Here is a 15618-nt window from a genome sequence, read left to right on the forward strand (position 1 = left end):
GTCGTCATGGCGAAGAAGCTGGGTGAGCGCCTCATCGAGGCAGGACTCGTCAACGCCGGGGCCGTGGAGCAGGCCCTGGAGCACCAGAAGATCACCGGCCACAAGCTGGGGGATTGTCTGGTGGAGTTGGGGCTCCTCCAGGAAGCGGCGTTGCTGCGCTTCCTGGCCGCGGAGTTCCAGACGCGCTTCGTGAGCGCGGACAAGCTGGCCAAGGCGAAGATTCCCACCGAGGTGCTCGACAGGCTCCCGGTGCGTCTGGCCGAGGCGCAGAACGTGCTGCCGCTCGCGGTGGACCCGGACAGGAAGCTGTTGTCCGTGGTCGCCGCGGAGCCGCAGAACAAGGCGCTGATGGACGAGATTGCCCTCGTCACGGGCATGTCGGAGGTCTACGCGTACGTGGGCCTGCGCGGCGCCATCGCCGCGGCCATCCGCAAGCACTACTACGGCGACCCCACCGCGTTCGCCGCGCTGCTGGAGTCGGCGAGCGCGCACTCGAACCCGACCGAGTCGACGTCGCGCACGGGGGCCGCGGAGCACAACCGCACCTCCACCAGCAACCGTACCAGCCTGTCGTTCCGGATGGAGACGGACGCGCGCATGCGGCTGCAGCGCGCCAGCGGCACGCAGGTGGCGGGGCGTCCCTCCTCCACGCAGCGGCGTGAGCCGGGCGGACCTCGCGGGCTGGTCAGCGACATCGACTACGTGGAGACGCTGGGCATCCTCGTGGGGCTGCTGGAGCAGGACCGCCAGCGCCACCGGGGACACTCCGCGCAGCTCGCGCGCCAGGCGGGCATCGTCGGCCAGCGCATGGGCATGCCCCACAAGGAGCTGGCCGCGCTGTCCATCTCCGCGTACCTGCATGACCTGGGCAAACCCTCCGAGCGGCACTTCTCGCTCGCGAGCAATGCCGTCAACTCGGAGTGGAAGGCCCAGGCCCGCGCGGCCTGTCGCGCGCCCACCAAGCTGTTCGAGACGGTGCACCTGCCCACGCAGGTCAACACCATCCTCGCGCAGCTCTATGAGGCCTGGGACGGCTCCGGCACCCCGCAGGGCGCCAAGGGCGAGGAAATCACCCTGGGCGCGCGCATCCTCGCCGCGGTGGACAGCTTCCTGGAGCTGACGAAGAACCCCGGCAACGCGCTGGGCAAGGCGCTGACGAAGGAGCAGGCGCTGGAGCACCTGAAGACGAACTCGGGCGTGCTCTATGACCCCGTGGTGGCGGACATCGTCATCCAGCTCCAGAGCGGTGAACTCTTGCGCCACCGGCTGGAGAGCGAGGGCCGGCAGGTGCTCGTCGTGGAGCCGGACGAGACGGCCCGGGGCGAGCTGCTGGAGGCGGTGCTCAAGCAGGGTCTGGTGGCCCACGCGCTGTCCACGCAGGAAGGCGCGCAGGACGGGCTGGCGCGGCAGGACTGCGACGTGCTGGTGGTGAGCCTGCGACTGGGGCAGCAAGAGGTGCTCGATCTGCTCCAGCAGGCGCGCTCCACGCCGGAGACGGCGGGCCTGCCCATCGCCGTGGTGGGCGAGCCGGACGCGTCCACGCGCGAGCGGCTGATGATGGGCGGCGCCACGGAGCTGCTGCCTCCCGGTGACAAGTCCCTGGTGGCCAAGGCGGTGCGCGCGATGCTCGAGGACCGGGTGCTGCACAACGGCCCGGGCCGCGTGGTGCGAGGCAGCTTCGACGAGCTGCCTCCTCGGGAGCTGCTGCGCACGCTGGGTGGCGGAAAGAAGAGCGGCAAGCTCCAGTTGCGTCAGCACACGCTGGAGGGCTCACTCCACCTGGAGGGAGGCCGCGTCGTCTTTGCCTCCTTCGGCGGCCACACCGGAGAGCCCGCGCTGCAGGCCCTGCTGAAGCTCAAGCAGGCCGACTTCCAGTACGACCCGGACGCGCTGCTGCTCGACGTGCCGCAGATGGACCAGGACCTCCAGGCCCTGGCCGGCGGCGTCACGTCAGCGTGAGGTTGAAGAGGGCGGCGGCGTTGGCGGTGGTGACCTCTGTCACCGTCTCCAGCGCCACGCCCTTCAGCTCCGCCAGCTTCCGCGCCGTCTCCACCACGTGAGAGGGCTCGTTCTTCCGCCCCCGGTGCGGCACGGGCGCGAGGAACGGGCTGTCCGTCTCCACCATCAGCCTGTCCAGCGGCGCGAAGCGCACGGCGTCCTGGAGCGCCTCCGTCTTCTTGTAGGTGATGACGCCGGACAGCGAGAGGAAGAAGCCCCTGTCCAGGTAGCGCCGCGCGGCGTCCGTGTCTCCGGTGAAGCAGTGGATGACACCTCGGGAGACGCCCACCTCACCGAGAATCGCGTCGCAGTCCTCGTGCGCATCACGCACGTGGACCACCAGCGGCTTGCCCAGCTTCACCGCGAGGGCGCACTGGTGCCGGAAGACTCGGGCCTGCACCTCACGGGGTGAGTGGTCGTAGTAGTAGTCCAGCCCGGCCTCGCCCACGGCGCGGACTTCCGGGCGGGCGCAGGTGCGATCCAGCGTGGCCAGGTCGTCTTCCGTGGCCCGCGCGGCTTCGTGCGGATGGATGCCGAGCGTGGGCGACAGGAACTCCGGATGCGCGGCGGCCAGCTCCAGCGCATTGCCCCACTCGCCAGGGCCGTGGAACTGCCCGACGACGATGGCGTGGACGATGCCCGCGGCGCGCGCCCGCTCCAGCACGGGGGCCACGTCCGCGAAGTCCTTCACTTCCAGGTGGCAGTGCGCATCCAGCAGTCTCATGGCTCCTCCTGAAACAAGTCGTCCAGTTCCTGCCGGGCCTCGGGTGAGGTGAAGGTGCTCACCGAGGCGCGCACACGCTCGCGGCCCGCCTCGTCCCCCAGACGCCACACCCCATCGGCCGCATCCAACCGGTCCTCCTCGTCCGCGCTCACGTCCTGGAGCAGCGCGAGCAGCCAGGGCAGCGCCCGAGGGTCACCCAGCCGACCCAGGCCTCGCGCGGCGGCACCACGGCAGGAGTCCTTCACGTCGTCGAGGATGACCTTCAACCGCTCCAGCGCGCCGGGGGCCTTCACCTCGCCGAGCAGCTCCACGGCGAGGGCGCGGTCCTGACTCCACTTCTTGCGCGAGCGCTGAAGCAGGTGCGCCGAGCCCGCGGCGTCACCCAGCTTCGCGAGCACACCCGCGGCCTGGGTCCTGTCGAAGGCGGGCAGGAGCCAGCGTCCGAACAGGCGCTTCACGGCGGGCAGGGCGCGCGCATCCTCCAACTCGGCCAGGGCGCCGAGGGCGCGAAAGCGCAGCAAGTCCGCGTCGAGCGCATCGATGAGCACGTCGAGTCCCGCCGGATGCTTGAGGGCGGCGATGCCCCGGGCGGCCTCGAAGCGAACCTCGGGGACGGAGTCTTCGAGCATGCCCGCCAGTGCCCCGCGCAGCTCCGGCCGGTACAGGTCCGCCAGTCGACCGGTGGCCTCCAGGCGCACCAGCGACTCCGCGTCCCGCAGGTAGGAGATGAGCAGCGCGGGCAGCTCCTCGGGAGGAAGGACCACCGTCGCCAACGCGATACCCGAGCGCTTCACCTCCGGCTGGGCATCCGCCAGCAGCCGGGGCACCACTTCCGAGAAGTCCGCCGCGGGCGACGGGGCTTCCAACGCGAGGTGATGGAGCTGTTGCGCCGCCTCCGCTCGGAACGCCGGACGCTTCTCGCGCTCGAGGGTCAGCAAGGCCCGGTCTCGCTCCGCACGCCAATCCGTCACGTCCAGTCACCTCGCTGCCCGGCTGCCTCGCGGCCCCGAGCCCCATGAGTGGGGAATGGCCCCAACCTCACGCCCATCCGTCACGACTCGCCCTGGACAGCCACGGCCCCGGGGCGACGAGCGGCTGACGACCGCTCTACCAGCGCTTCACCTGAAACTCGCTCCGGAAAGACACAGCCCCGAGTCTCGCGAGACGGAACTCGACCGCTCCGCTCATCCGCGACGTGTCGGCCCGGGCTCGTGCGAGAGACAGCCTCCACGCGCCCGCACCGGGCCGGCGAGCGGAGCAGGTTCGCTCCGCCCACCGACACATCACTTCACGTCGCTGCCCGGCGGGACGTTGCCCGGATCCAACAAGGACAGGTCCTTGCCGCCAGGGCCCGCGGTCAGGAGCATCCCCTTCGACTCGATGCCCTTCAGGCTGCGCGGCTTCAGGTTCGCGACCACCACCACGTTGCGCCCGACGAGCGTCTCGGGAGCAAACGCCTCCGCGATGCCGGAGACGATGGTGCGCGGGCCGCTCGGCTCACCCACGTCGACGGTGAGCTTGAGCAGCTTGTCCGCCTTGGCGACCTTCTCCGCCGCCAGCACCTTGCCGGACTTGAGCACCACCTTGACGAAGTCCCCGTACTCAATCTCCCCCGAGCCAGCGGCCTCCGCGGCCCCTGCCCCCGAGGACGCCTGAGTGACAGGCGCGGGCTCGGCCGGCTTCTTCTCGGCCTTCTTCTCCTTGCCGCCCCCTTCGGCCTTCTTCGCCTCGGGCGCGGGCGTGGCGGCGGGCTCCCCCGGCGGCGTCACGATGATGGCGTTGACGCGGTCCTCTTCCAGTCGCGGCAACAGCGGCTCCGGAGTGCCGATGGGACGGCTGCGATCCAGCAACGGATACTTCGCCCCCTCCAGCGCCTGGAACGTGAGCGGCGCGGCGCCCAGTTGTGCGAACAGCTTCTCCGACAACCGAGGCGTCACCGGCGCCAGCAGCGCGCCCAGCAGGTACACCACGTCGGCGGCGTCGGACAGGTCCGCGCGCGCGGCCTCCGCGTCCTTCTTCAGCAGAGCCCACGGCGCCGCCGTCTGCACGAAGGCATTCGCCGCGGAGGCGATGTCCGTGATGACGCGGATGGCGTTGCGGTACTCCAGCTTCTCGAAGGCCTCGCGAACCTCGGGAACACGAGCGAGCACGGACTCCACCAGCGCACGGCCCGGTCCCTCGGACCGACCTGGCGCGAGCGTCCCGCCCAGCGGCCCGGCCAACAGCGACAGCGCGCGATTGGCCAGGTTGCCCACGTTGTTCACCAGCTCCCCGTTCACCCGCAGACGGAAGTCCTTGAGGTTGAGGTCCAGGTCCTCCACGCCCGCGCCCAGGTTGGCCGCGTAGAAGTAGCGCAGGTAGCTGGGGTCCAGCTGGTTGAGGTAGTCGCGCACCGGAACCATGGTGCCGCGGCTCTTCGACATCTTCTCCCCGTTCACCGTGAGGTGGCCGTGGACCTTGATCTCACTCGGGATGTGCAGGCCCGCCACGTCCAGCACCGCGGGCCAGAAGAGCGCGTGGAAGTAGACGATGTCCTTGCCGATGAAGTGGACGATGCGCGCGCCGCTGTCCTTGGCCCAGTAGTCCAGCGCGCTCTTCGCCTTGCCCGTCTCCTTCGCCCACTTCTCCGTCGTGGCGATGTAGCCGATGGGCGCGTCCAGCCAGACGTAGAAGTACTTGTCCGTCTCGCCCGGAATCGCGAAGCCGAAGTAGGGGCCGTCGCGGCTGATGTCCCAGTCCGCCAACCCCTTCTCGAAGAAGCCCTGGAGCTGCGCGGCGAGCCCGGGATGAATGAAGCCAGGCTTGCGCAGCAGCTCCTGAAGGAAGTCGGCGTGGCGAGACAGCTTGAAGAACAGGTGCTCGGACGTTTTGCGGACCGGCGGCGTCGAACACAGGGAACAGCGCGGGTCGATGAGGTCCGTGGGGCTGTACGCCTTGCCACACTTCTCACAGGCGTCGCCGTACTGGTCCACGGCCTTGCAGTTGGGACAGGTGCCCTTGATGAAGCGGTCGGGCAGGAAGCGACGGTCCTTCTCGCAGTACGCCTGTTCGACGTCCTTGCGCTCGATGTCGCCCTTCTCCTTCAACCGCCCGTAGATGAGCTCCGCGTACTGGCGGTTCTCCGGCGAGTTGGTGGAGTGGAAGTAGTCGAACCGGACATCCAGGTCCTGGAAGTCCTTCTGATGCTCGTCCTGGAAACGGGCGATGAAGTCCTCGGGCTTGAGGCCCTGCTTCGCCGCGTTGAGTTCGATGGGTGTGCCGTGCGTGTCGTCAGCACAGAAGTAGACGACGTCCTTGCCGCTGGAGCGGAGGAAACGGACGTAGATATCGGTCTGGATGTACTCGACGGCATGGCCGATGTGGAGCGGGCCGTTCGCGTACGGAAGCGCACTGGTGACGAGGATTCTCTCCGCCATGGACTCTCCTGGGGGCGGCGGACATTAGCCGCTCGGTGGGCCGAGGTCATCGACGGCGTGGTGCCCGCGAGCACGAATGCACCGCGGGGCCGGGGATGTTATCGACCGGAAACGCATGTGCACCATCATCATCCTTCGCCAGGTCCATCCTGAGTGGCCGCTGGTGCTCGCGGCCAACCGGGACGAACTCCTCGCGCGTCCCGCGACAGGCCCACAAGTCCTGCTGGAGTCTCCCCGCGCCGTGGGGGGACGGGACGTGGAGCGCGGCGGGACGTGGATGGGCGTTACTAACGAGGGCCTCTTCGTGGGCCTGACGAACCAGCGCGGCGGGCAGGCGAGGGGCCCGGCCCCCCGTTCGAGGGGCGAAGTCGTCCTCCAGGCCCTCGGTGCGGGCACGGTCGAGGGCATCGAGCGCTACCTGGACACGCTCTCCGGCGAGGACTTCCTCCCCTTCAACCTCCTCTATGGCGACGCCCGGACACTCCGGGTGGCCTATGCCCGGCCCGGACAGTCCCGACTCCGACGCGAGGATGTCCCGCCGGGCATCCATGTCCTGCCCAACGACGTGCTCGACTCGACGGAGCTGCCCAAGGTCCAGCGGGCCAGGAAGCTCGCCGAGGGGCTGGTGCACGAGCCCTGGTCCCGGTTCGAGGGAGGCCTGAAGGCCCTGCTGGCGGACGACCTGCTGCCTCCCCTGGAGTCCCTGCCCGCGCAGCTCTTCGGCGAGTCGTTTCCCCAGGACTTCCGCCAGCAACTCCAGGCGCTGTGCATCCACACGCCAGCCTATGGCACGCGCTCCTCGGCCATCGTCGCCCTCGCTCCCGGACGCGTCGGGCACTACCTGACGACCGAGGCGCGCCCCTGCGAGGGGCCCTGGCAGGACGTCACGGCGATGCTTGATGCGCCCCGCCCCCCAGCGTGAGCCCCGCCCGTCCCGGCCCCAGTCGCGACAGCAGGCCCGCCAGCAGGACCCACAGCCGGGGCTCCCTCTCGAGTCCCGGTGCCCTCAGCGCCCGGTGCAACGCGACGAAGTCCCGCGCCACCTCCGGGTCGTCGAGCACCGCGCAGCCTCCGAGCAGCAGCTCTTCTCCAGGAGGCTCGTCCTCCGATTCCGGCCCCGAGGGAGAAGAACCGCCCAGGAACGCGGCCGGAACCAGCATTCCGCACAACACTCCCGGCCGCCCGCCTTCACCGCGCAGCGCGTGGACCTCTCCCGGGGGAATGACGACCAGACTTCCAGGCAGGGCAGTCAGCCGAGCGCCGCCACATGACACCTGCTGGACATGTCCGGCATCCAGCGTGAGCTGGAGCTCATCGTGGACATGCAGCGCCTGGGAGTTCGCTCGGCCACTCACCCGATACAGCACCAGCCCTGGATACGACACCGGGCGCCAGACCTGCGCCGTCGCATAGCCGTCCCATTCCGTCGCCATGGCCTGCTCCCGCCCCGTCATGCACGGGTGTCAGGAAAGCTAGACGCGACGACAGGCCCTCACAGCTGGCCGCGAGGCCCCGGGTTGCTGTCCGCTGCCGGGCAGTCCCCTTCAGCGCGGCGCGACAGGCGCGGGCTCGCCCACCAGGACGCGTGCACGGCCGTCCATGGAGAGCTGCACCTCTTCCACCGTGGCGAAGCCCGCCGTGCGAGCCAGCTCGGCCAGGTGCCGCATCCACGGGTTGTAGGGCATGCCGTTGTCGGAGCAGCAGGGCACCACGGCGAAGGGAAGGCCGTGCCGGGCCGCGTACTCGATGATGATGCGAGTGGCGCCATCGGGGTGCATGCCCACCACCAGCTCCGCGTCGCACGGTTCCTCCAGCGTGAACGGGCGCTGGGCGTACGTCACCGGCAGGTGCTTGTGCCGCAGGTCGAAGGTGGTGACGGCCCGGCCGCGCCGGGTCAGCGCCTCGTTGAGACGCCCCTGGCCTCCCGCCACGTCGAAGACGCGAGGGGCCACGAAGCGCGACACGATGAAGTCCGCGAAGAGGTCGAAGCGACGCTTGTCCGCCATACCCGGCCTCCTCTACCCGAGCCAGACGCCAAGTGCACGTCCCCCGCCGCCCGCCCGCTCCTCAGGCGCCGAGGCACACCGTGGCCAGGAGGCGCTCGATGACGAGCCGCCCATTGCCGGAAGACTTGAGCGACAGGTCCGCCTCCGCGCACGCCACCAGCGAGCCCAGCAGCTCCTTGCGCTCGTAGCCGGCGGCGGCCTTCATGCTGAACGTGAGCGCCCAGGCGTTGGGCATCTTGCGCCGCGTGCCCTTCAACTCCGCCTCCAGCTTGGGAAACACCCGGGCCTCCACGTCCTTCGCGGTGCGTGGGGGGGTGCCCCCGGCGTAGCGGAACATCCACTCGTGGGCTTCCAGCAGGCCGCGAACGATGGAGGCCACCGCGCCCAGCAACTGGAGCGCATGGGTCCCCTGCCCCATCGCATCCTCGGCGTACGACAGCGCGCCGCGGAAGTCCCGCTTCTGGAGCGCCTCGGACAGCTCGAAGAACTCCTCCTCGCGAGCGTGGTGCACCAGGGAGACGACATCGGAGCGCTCGATGGCCGGCCCATCCGAGTAGGTGGCCAGCTTCTCCAGCTCCGACTGGAGCAGGCGGATGTTGCCGCCGACGCGCTCCTTGAGTTCCTCCAGCGCGCCGGGCCCCAGCTTCTTCTTGAAGGGCGCCAGGAACTCCTTGGCGATATCGGAGAGGTCCAGGTCCTTGTGGCGAGCGGCCACCTTGCGCTCGACGACGTGGCCCTTGTCCTGCACCAGCTTCACCAGCGGATTCTTCGCGTCCACCTCCGTGGCCGCCATCACCAGCGAGTGCCCCGCGGGGACTCCCTTCTGGATGAGGTCCATCAGCACCGTGGCGTCGCCCTCCGGCGCGGTGATGCGCTCCTCCTTGCAGAAGGCGGCGGCCTCCTTGAGGAAGGCCACGTCCGCTTCGGCGAGGTCGACGTTCAGCTCTTCCTTCCACTGCTCCACCGACGGAGCGCCAGACGCGGACGGGTCCAACCGGTCCACGCCCCACCCCGCGCGCGCGGCCAGCGCCAGCAGTCTCCTTGCGCCTTCCTTGCGCTTGCCCGCCTTCCACGCCTCGCGAGCCTTGGCCAGCGGATCTCCCCGCCCCTTCTTCGGCGCGAGGAACTCCGGGTCCCTCACGACGACGACCTTGCGGCCAGGGAACAGCGGCATGGTGGCCAGCTCCTGCGCCACCTCGCGCGGGCTGCCCGCGTCCAGCGTCACCAGGTTGAGCCCCACCGCCGCATCGGGAACGAGCACCTTCACCAGCTCGTCCGCGCCCTTGCGGACCAGGTACTCCTCGCCCCACAGCAGGTACAGCGGAGAGACCTTGCCGGCCTTCACGCCCGCGAGCACGTCGTCCAGGTCCGAGCTCATCGTGCGGTCTCCGTGAACAGGTCGATGAGCATCCGCTCCAACTGCAGCCGGGGCGCGCCGTTGCGAGCCACCGCCGCGCGCGCCGCCTCCAGCAGCGCGTGACGACGGTGCAGCCCCGCATCGGAAATACGCGAGGCCACCTCCACCGCCAGCGAGCGCAGGTCCCGGTTCGCCAGCGAGTCCTCGCGACCGGCCCTCACCAGCGCCACGTCGCGCGTCCACAACACCAGCAACTCCAAGGTCGCCTCCGCGTCCTCGCGCGAGCCGCCGTGCTCGTCCGCGAAGCGCAAGAGGCCCACCGCGTTCTCGCCGCGCAGGGACTCGAAGGCGGTGACGACGTCCTTGCGTCGCGCCAGCGCTTCCACGTCCAGCGCCAGCGCGCGGCCCAGGCTGCCACCGGCCATGATGGCCGCGAGCTGCGCGGTGTCAGCGTCCAGCTTGCGCTCGGTGCGCACGCGCTCGGCGACGAGCTCCACGGAGAGCGGACCGAAGTGCACCTTGCTGCACCGGCTGCGGATGGTGGGCAGGAGCTTGTCCATGGCGTTGGCCACCAGCACCAGCGTGGTCTCCGACGGAGGCTCCTCCAGCGTCTTGAGGAACGCGTTCTGCGCCTGCACGTTCATCGCCTGCGCGGAGATGACGATGGCCACCTTGCGACGAGACTCCAGGCCGCGCAGGGCCAGCCGCTCCTGGAGCCCACGAATCTGCTCCACGCGAAGTTCACGACTCGGCGTGCCCGTGAAGTCCGAGCGCCCCGCCAGCCCGCGCGACACGCGCTCATCGTCCGGCATCACCCACGTGACGTCGGGATGGAGTCCGCGCGCCACCCGCACGCAGCTCGCGCAGGCGCCACAGCCCACGTTCGGCTGCTCGGGGCAGGTCAGTGCCTGGGCGAGCCCCACGGCCGCGAGCTCCTTGCCCACCCCCTCCGGCCCAGCGAAGAGATACGCATGGTGCACCGCACCACCGCGAAGTGCCGCCTGAAGTGAATCAATCGCGCGGGGCTGTCCCAGCACCGATGCGAGCGTCATGGCGCGTGTATCCCTGCTTGCGCGCCACGCGTCAACCGCTGCCTTGACCCTCATTCGAGCGCGGGCCAGAGTCGGGGGGCTTTGCTGCCTTTCCTCCAGAGCAATCTGTCGCTGGCCGTGGGAGCGGTCCTGGTCCTCCTCCTGCTGGGCGCGCGAGCCTCCAGCGGCGACGCGGACCTGAAGCGGGACCTCACCGGGGCCCTCCGACTGCTGGTGATGTTCCTCGTGGTGCGAGTGGCCGCCTGGGCCCTGCCGCACACGACGCCCCCCGGGCCCATGAAGGCGCTGCAGGTGGCCTGGATGCTGACGTTCGCCTTCGGCGTCATCCGGGCAAGCGTGGGCTTCGGGCTGAAGCTGATGCGGCTGCGCTCCTCGGGCGTGGCGACGCCGAAGATTCTTCGCAACGTCATCGACTTCCTGCTCTACACGCTGGCCGCGGTCCCCATCCTCCAGACGCAGCTCAACCTGGATCTCACGGGACTGGTGGCCACGTCGGCGGTGCTGTCGGTGGTCATCGGTCTGGCGCTCCAGGAGACGCTGGGCAACCTCTTCGCGGGCCTGTCGCTGCAGCTCGACAAGCCCTTCGAGGTGGGCGACTTCATCCGCATCGGCGAGCACACCGGACGCGTGGCCCAGGTCAACTGGCGCTCCATCCGCATCATGACGTTCCGCCGCGAGCTGGTGACGTTGCCCAACTCGATGGTGGCCAAGGAGCAGCTCAAGACCTTCTCCCAGGACCGGGAGCCGGTGGGCGTGGACGCGCAGGTGCGGGCCACCTACGACACCCCTCCCAACGTGATGAAGGCGGCGCTGCTGGACGTGGTGCGGGAGATTCCCCAAGTCCTGGTGGACCCCGCGCCCATCGCCCGCACGCTCGCGTTCGACGAGCAGTGCGTGCGCTACATGGTCCGCTTCTTCGTGAATGACTTCTCGCTCGCGGACGCCGTCACGGCGGAGGTCTACACACGGCTGTGGTACCGGCTGCGGCGCGACGGCGTGGAGCCGCCCGTGCCCCATCGCGTGGTGCGCATGCGCGAGGACGCCCTCAGGCCGGAGTTGCCCGCGCACACCGTGCTGCGGCTGCTGCGCGCGGTAGACCTGTTCGAGCCCCTGGCGGACGCGGACCTGGAGCGGCTGGGCCAGGAGGTCCACGTGCGCCGCTTCGGCCGGGACGAGCACGTCATCCAGGAGGGCGACGACGGCCGCACCTTCTACGTGCTCGCCTCCGGAGAGGTCAGCGTGCGCGCGGGCAAGTCCCAGGCGGAAGTCACTCGACTGGGCCAGGGAGGCTACTTCGGGGAGATGTCGCTGCTCACCGGAGAGAAGCGCGCGGCCACCGTGGTGGCCCTGGAGGACTCGCTGCTGCTCGAGGTGGACCGCCCCACCTTCGCGCGGCTGTTCGCCGAACACCCCGGACTGGCCCGGCAGCTCTCCGCCATCCTGGCCCAGCGGCGCACCCAGCTGCGTGCCGTGGCCCAGGCCAGCGGCGCCGGCACGGACCCCATCCCCGCCGAAGTGGGCCGGATTCTGGGCCGGCTGCGCCAGATTTTCGGCCTGCACGCGTCGCACGAGTAGGCCCTGGAGACCCTCGTCCCCGGGGGCCCTTCGCGCCCCGGTTGGGCCTGCTCGCCCTACCCGCCAGGGAGTCCATCGGTCGGTGTCTGCGGCGCCTTCCCCGTCAGAGGGAATGTCAGACCCCTCCGGTAGTATGTCCTCATTCTCGCTACCGGAAAGGAAGTCGACATGACCACCCTTCGTGAGACCCCGTGCGTTTCCGTCAACCAGTTGGGCCAGTACCTCACCGGAACGCCGTCCCTCCGCAAGCGCATCATCCACGGGCAGCGCAACCCCGTGGACCCCCAGTACCTGCGCTACCCCGCGGCCGCCCAGGCCATCACCGAGTACCTCTGCGAGGGCCGTGACGAGGTCATCCTCCGCTACCACCAGCGCCGGCTGCTCAATGCCCAGCCCGACTCCGACTTCGACGCGCACCGGCTGGCCTTGTGCGCCGAGGCCCTCCAGCGCTGCCTCGCCGCCGCGGACGACCTCGTCTCGTGCGCCGTCGCCAGTCCGGCGGACCTGGACCCGGCGCCCCTGGAAGTCGCCGGTGTCTCCGTCAAGGTCCGGCCGGAAGTGCTGCTGCGCGGCGTGGATGCGCGCGGGCAGATGCGCTCGGGCGTGCTGAAGCTCTACTTCTCCAAGCACGCGCCGCTGGATGAGCGCGCCGGCCAGTACATCGCCACCGTGCTCCACCGCTTCGCCGAGGAGCGACTGGAGCAGCGGGGCCCCGTGGACCCTCGGTTGGTCGGAGTGTTCGACGTGTTCGCCGGCCGGCTCTTCGTGGCGCCCAAGTCCCAGCAGCGCCGGCTGAACGACGTCCTCCTCGCGTGCGAGGAAATCGCCGGCTGCTGGAACCGGAACTGAAGGCTCGCCGGCCCCGTCCGACCCAGGTCGACACGGGGCCGGTGTTCATTTCCGGGACGCGACTTCCCGTATCCGCGAAGGCACTTCGCGGATACGCGGGGGACCTCCCTGGGAAGCCAGGGGATTTCCTGGCGTGAGAGACTGGCACGGCCTTCGCTTTGAGAGGCCGCCATGGACTCGCTCCGCCAGGATTTCCGTTACGCGCTGCGCACGCTCAGGCACTCCCCGGGCTTCACGCTGGCCGCCGTATTGACGCTCGCGCTGGCCATCGGCGCGAACACCGTCCTCTTCAGCGCCATCCACGCCATGCTGCTGCGGCCGCTTCCGTTCCAGATGCCGGAGCAACTGGTTCGCCTGTGGTGCAAGCAGGAGGTCATCAGCACCGCCTCCCTCTCGCCCCCGGAGCTGCTCGGTTGGCGGGAGCACGGCCGCGGCTTCACGGGGCTCGCGGGCTTCACCCGGCAGGACTTGAGCCGCACGGGGGGCGACACTCCCGAGCGGGTCCGCGCGGGCCGAGTCACCACCAACTTCTTCAAGCTGCTGGGGGTCGCCCCCGCCCAGGGGCGAGACTTCCTGGACGAAGACGCGCAACCTGGCAACAGCTCGAGCGTGGTGGTGGTGAGCCATCGCTTCTGGCGAAAGTCGCTCGGTGGCGCGGCGGACGCGGTGGGCTCGTCGTTGCAGTTGGACGGGCGCACCCACACGGTGGTGGGTATCCTGCCGGAGGGCTTCACCTTCCCTGAGTTCAACGAGGACGCGGACCTCTGGCAGCCCCACTGGCTGGACCCGGAGGCCCACGGCAACCACTACATGCAGGTGGTGGGGCGGATGGCGCCGGGCGTCACGCTGGAAGCGGCGACGGAGGACCTGCTGCGGGTGGCCCTGGCCATCGCCCGGACCGAACCGGGTGAGAAGCCGCACAAGGTGACGTCGGCGCTGTGGCAGCAGTACCTCACGTCCAGCAGCCGCCCGGTGCTGTGGACGCTTTGGGCAGCGGTGGGCTTCGTTCTCCTCATCGCCTGCGCGAATGTGGCCAACCTGCTCCTGGTACGCGCCCTGGCGCGGCAGCGGGACGGGGCTATCCGCGCCGCGCTCGGCGCGAGTCGGGGCCGCCGGATGCAGCAGGCGCTGGCGGAGAGCGTGCTCCTGGGCCTCTTCGGTGGCGCCCTGGGACTGCTGTTGGTGCTGTGGGGCATGGAGCTGGTGCGCGCGCTGTTGCCCCAGTCGATGTTGCGCATGGCGCCCGTGGAGCTGAGTGTCCCGGCGCTGCTGTTCAGCCTCGCCCTCTCCGTGGGCGCCGGGCTCCTCTTCGGCCTCGCGCCCGCGCTGCACACCGCCGGCATGGATGTACTGCCGCTCTTGAAGCAGTCCGGGAGCGCGGTGGGCGCCCGCGCCAACCACCCCCTGCGCAACGCGCTGGTGGCGGTGCAGCTGGCGCTGGCGCTGGTGCTGCTGGTGGGCACCGTGCTGATGGTGCAGACGCTGCGCAACGTGCAGGCGGTGGACCCGGGGTTCGACGCGGAAGGCGTGCTGACAGCGCGGCTGTCACTGCCCGAGGTGAAGTACGGCACACCCGACCGGCTGCGAGGTTTCTACGGCGAGTTGCTAGAGCGCCTGCGCGCGCTGCCCGACGCGGAAGCGGTGGGTCTGGTCAACGACGCGCCCCTGGGAGGAACCAACGCCAACGGAAACTTCACCCTGGAGGGCGCGATGGACCAGGACACCGACCGCTACCTCACCGAGTTCCGCGTGGCCACCCCGGACTACTTCCGTGCGATGCGCATCGCCGTGCGCCAGGGGCGGGAGTTCGGCGCCCAGGACTCCGCGAAGGGCGCTCCCACCATCATCGTCAACGAGGCCTTCGTGCGCACGTTCCTGGAGGGCGGCAACGCCCTGGGGCGCAGGGTGCGACTGGACTGGAGCGACTCCGGCTCCTTCCGCGAAATCGTCGGCGTGGTGGAGGACGTGCGCCACTTCCGGCTGACGGAGCCCGCCACGCCGGAGGCGTACCTGCCTTATGAGCAGTATCCGGTGAAGACCATGTCGGTGCTGATGCGGACGCGGCGCGCGCCGTCGATGGTGGTGTCGTCGGTGCGCCAGGAGCTCAAGGCCGTGGACGCCGAGCAGCCCATCTATGACCTGGCGCCGTTCGCGGACCGGATGGACCGCCAGCTCTCGCGGCCCCTGGCCACGGCGAGACTGCTCGCGGCCTTCGCGCTGCTCGCCGTCATCCTGGCCGGCGTGGGTGTCTACGGCGTCATGGCCTACGCGGTGGGTCAGCGCACGCGGGAGCTGGGCATCCGCCTGGCGTTGGGCGCGCATCCCAGACAGGTGCTCGGGCTGGTGATGCGCCAGGGACTCCAGCTCACGCTGGTGGGCGTGGGCGTGGGGCTGCTGGCCGCGTTCGGCTGCATGCGGCTCCTGACGACGCTGTTGTACGGCGTGCAGGCCAACGAACCTGGCGTCTACGTCAGTGTCGCCGCGGTGCTCGCGGGCGTGTCGCTCATGGCCACGTGGTTCCCCGCGCTGCGCGCCAGCCGCGTGTCGCCGTCCATCTCGCTGCGGGCGGAGTAGCACCGCCACGACTCGCCGTGTGGGGAGGGGCAGTGCGGAACGCCCTTCCCCATCAGCGTCAAGCCCC

At 70.0% G+C, this 15618-nt stretch carries 12 protein-coding genes; 5 read left to right on the forward strand and 7 right to left on the reverse strand.

Annotation, left to right across the window (positions count from 1 at the left end):
• Nucleotides 1-6 precede the first annotated feature (6 nt).
• Nucleotides 7-1959, forward strand: a complete 1953-nt coding sequence (locus HUA78_RS14320; protein WP_174476492.1) for an HD domain-containing phosphohydrolase — start codon at nucleotides 7-9, stop codon at nucleotides 1957-1959.
• Here the strand turns inward: HUA78_RS14320 and HUA78_RS14325 are convergent.
• The 3 genes from HUA78_RS14325 to metG form a co-directional block, all read right to left on the reverse strand.
• On the reverse strand, nucleotides 1946-2722 hold the full coding sequence (locus HUA78_RS14325) for a TatD family hydrolase (protein WP_174476493.1): 777 nt from the start codon (nucleotides 2720-2722) through the stop codon (nucleotides 1946-1948). The genes HUA78_RS14320 and HUA78_RS14325 overlap by 14 nt on opposite strands.
• Entirely contained in the window at nucleotides 2719-3693 is a 975-nt protein-coding gene (locus tag HUA78_RS14330; protein ID WP_174455064.1) for a HEAT repeat domain-containing protein, read from the reverse strand. The genes HUA78_RS14325 and HUA78_RS14330 overlap by 4 nt, the downstream gene beginning before the upstream one ends.
• A gap of 312 nt (nucleotides 3694-4005) precedes the next feature.
• Complete coding sequence (gene metG, locus HUA78_RS14335; RefSeq protein ID WP_174476494.1) at nucleotides 4006-6138, reverse strand: methionine--tRNA ligase; 2133 nt, start codon at nucleotides 6136-6138, stop codon at nucleotides 4006-4008.
• Between the two features lie 115 nt (nucleotides 6139-6253).
• Between metG and HUA78_RS14340 the strand changes: the two genes are divergently transcribed.
• Entirely contained in the window at nucleotides 6254-7060 is an 807-nt protein-coding gene (locus tag HUA78_RS14340; RefSeq protein ID WP_174476495.1) for an NRDE family protein, read from the forward strand.
• Here the strand turns inward: HUA78_RS14340 and HUA78_RS14345 are convergent.
• From HUA78_RS14345 to holB, 4 genes are all read right to left on the reverse strand, one after another.
• Nucleotides 7023-7571 carry an AraC family ligand binding domain-containing protein gene (locus HUA78_RS14345; RefSeq protein WP_174476496.1) on the reverse strand — a complete coding sequence of 183 codons (549 nt, stop codon included), beginning with the start codon at nucleotides 7569-7571 and terminating at the stop codon, nucleotides 7023-7025. The two genes, HUA78_RS14340 and HUA78_RS14345, sit on opposite strands and share 38 nt — an antisense overlap.
• A gap of 111 nt (nucleotides 7572-7682) precedes the next feature.
• Nucleotides 7683-8144: a hypothetical protein gene (locus HUA78_RS14350; protein ID WP_174455060.1), complete on the reverse strand. Its 462-nt coding sequence runs from the start codon at nucleotides 8142-8144 to the stop codon at nucleotides 7683-7685.
• 61 nt (nucleotides 8145-8205) lie between these two features.
• Nucleotides 8206-9522 carry a DNA polymerase III subunit delta gene (holA, locus tag HUA78_RS14355; protein WP_141647601.1) on the reverse strand — a complete coding sequence of 439 codons (1317 nt, stop codon included), beginning with the start codon at nucleotides 9520-9522 and terminating at the stop codon, nucleotides 8206-8208.
• Entirely contained in the window at nucleotides 9519-10553 is a 1035-nt protein-coding gene (gene holB / locus HUA78_RS14360) for a DNA polymerase III subunit delta' (protein ID WP_174455058.1), read from the reverse strand. Before holB ends, holA begins: the two co-directional genes overlap by 4 nt.
• 81 nt (nucleotides 10554-10634) lie before the next feature.
• Between holB and HUA78_RS14365 the strand changes: the two genes are divergently transcribed.
• The 3 genes from HUA78_RS14365 (at nucleotide 10635) to HUA78_RS14375 (ending at nucleotide 15551) form a co-directional block, all read left to right on the forward strand.
• Nucleotides 10635-12128 carry a mechanosensitive ion channel family protein gene (locus tag HUA78_RS14365; protein WP_174455057.1) on the forward strand — a complete coding sequence of 498 codons (1494 nt, stop codon included), beginning with the start codon at nucleotides 10635-10637 and terminating at the stop codon, nucleotides 12126-12128.
• Nucleotides 12129-12296: 168 nt separating this feature from the next.
• Nucleotides 12297-12977: a hypothetical protein gene (locus tag HUA78_RS14370; protein WP_174455056.1), complete on the forward strand. Its 681-nt coding sequence runs from the start codon at nucleotides 12297-12299 to the stop codon at nucleotides 12975-12977.
• 171 nt (nucleotides 12978-13148) lie between these two features.
• A complete protein-coding gene (locus HUA78_RS14375; protein WP_174476497.1) occupies nucleotides 13149-15551 on the forward strand; it encodes an ABC transporter permease in 2403 nt (800 codons plus the stop codon).
• The last annotated feature ends 67 nt before the right edge of the window (nucleotides 15552-15618 follow it).

The sequence above is a fragment of the Myxococcus sp. CA033 genome, assembly GCF_013336625.1.
GTDB classification, from domain to species: Bacteria; Myxococcota; Myxococcia; order Myxococcales; family Myxococcaceae; genus Myxococcus; species Myxococcus llanfairpwllgwyngyllgogerychwyrndrobwllllantysiliogogogochensis.

Coding starts and splice junctions, on each gene's coding strand:
- HUA78_RS14345 (WP_174476496.1), bottom strand. CDS start 7,571: ATGGCGACGGAATGGGACGGCTATGCGACGGCGCAGGTCTGGCGCCCG.
- metG (WP_174476494.1), bottom strand. CDS start 6,138: ATGGCGGAGAGAATCCTCGTCACCAGTGCGCTTCCGTACGCGAACGGC.
- HUA78_RS14350 (WP_174455060.1), bottom strand. CDS start 8,144: ATGGCGGACAAGCGTCGCTTCGACCTCTTCGCGGACTTCATCGTGTCG.
- HUA78_RS14340 (WP_174476495.1), top strand. CDS start 6,254: ATGTGCACCATCATCATCCTTCGCCAGGTCCATCCTGAGTGGCCGCTG.
- holB (WP_174455058.1), bottom strand. CDS start 10,553: ATGACGCTCGCATCGGTGCTGGGACAGCCCCGCGCGATTGATTCACTT.
- holA (WP_141647601.1), bottom strand. CDS start 9,522: ATGAGCTCGGACCTGGACGACGTGCTCGCGGGCGTGAAGGCCGGCAAG.
- HUA78_RS14325 (WP_174476493.1), bottom strand. CDS start 2,722: ATGAGACTGCTGGATGCGCACTGCCACCTGGAAGTGAAGGACTTCGCG.
- HUA78_RS14370 (WP_174455056.1), top strand. CDS start 12,297: ATGACCACCCTTCGTGAGACCCCGTGCGTTTCCGTCAACCAGTTGGGC.
- HUA78_RS14375 (WP_174476497.1), top strand. CDS start 13,149: ATGGACTCGCTCCGCCAGGATTTCCGTTACGCGCTGCGCACGCTCAGG.
- HUA78_RS14320 (WP_174476492.1), top strand. CDS start 7: ATGGCGAAGAAGCTGGGTGAGCGCCTCATCGAGGCAGGACTCGTCAAC.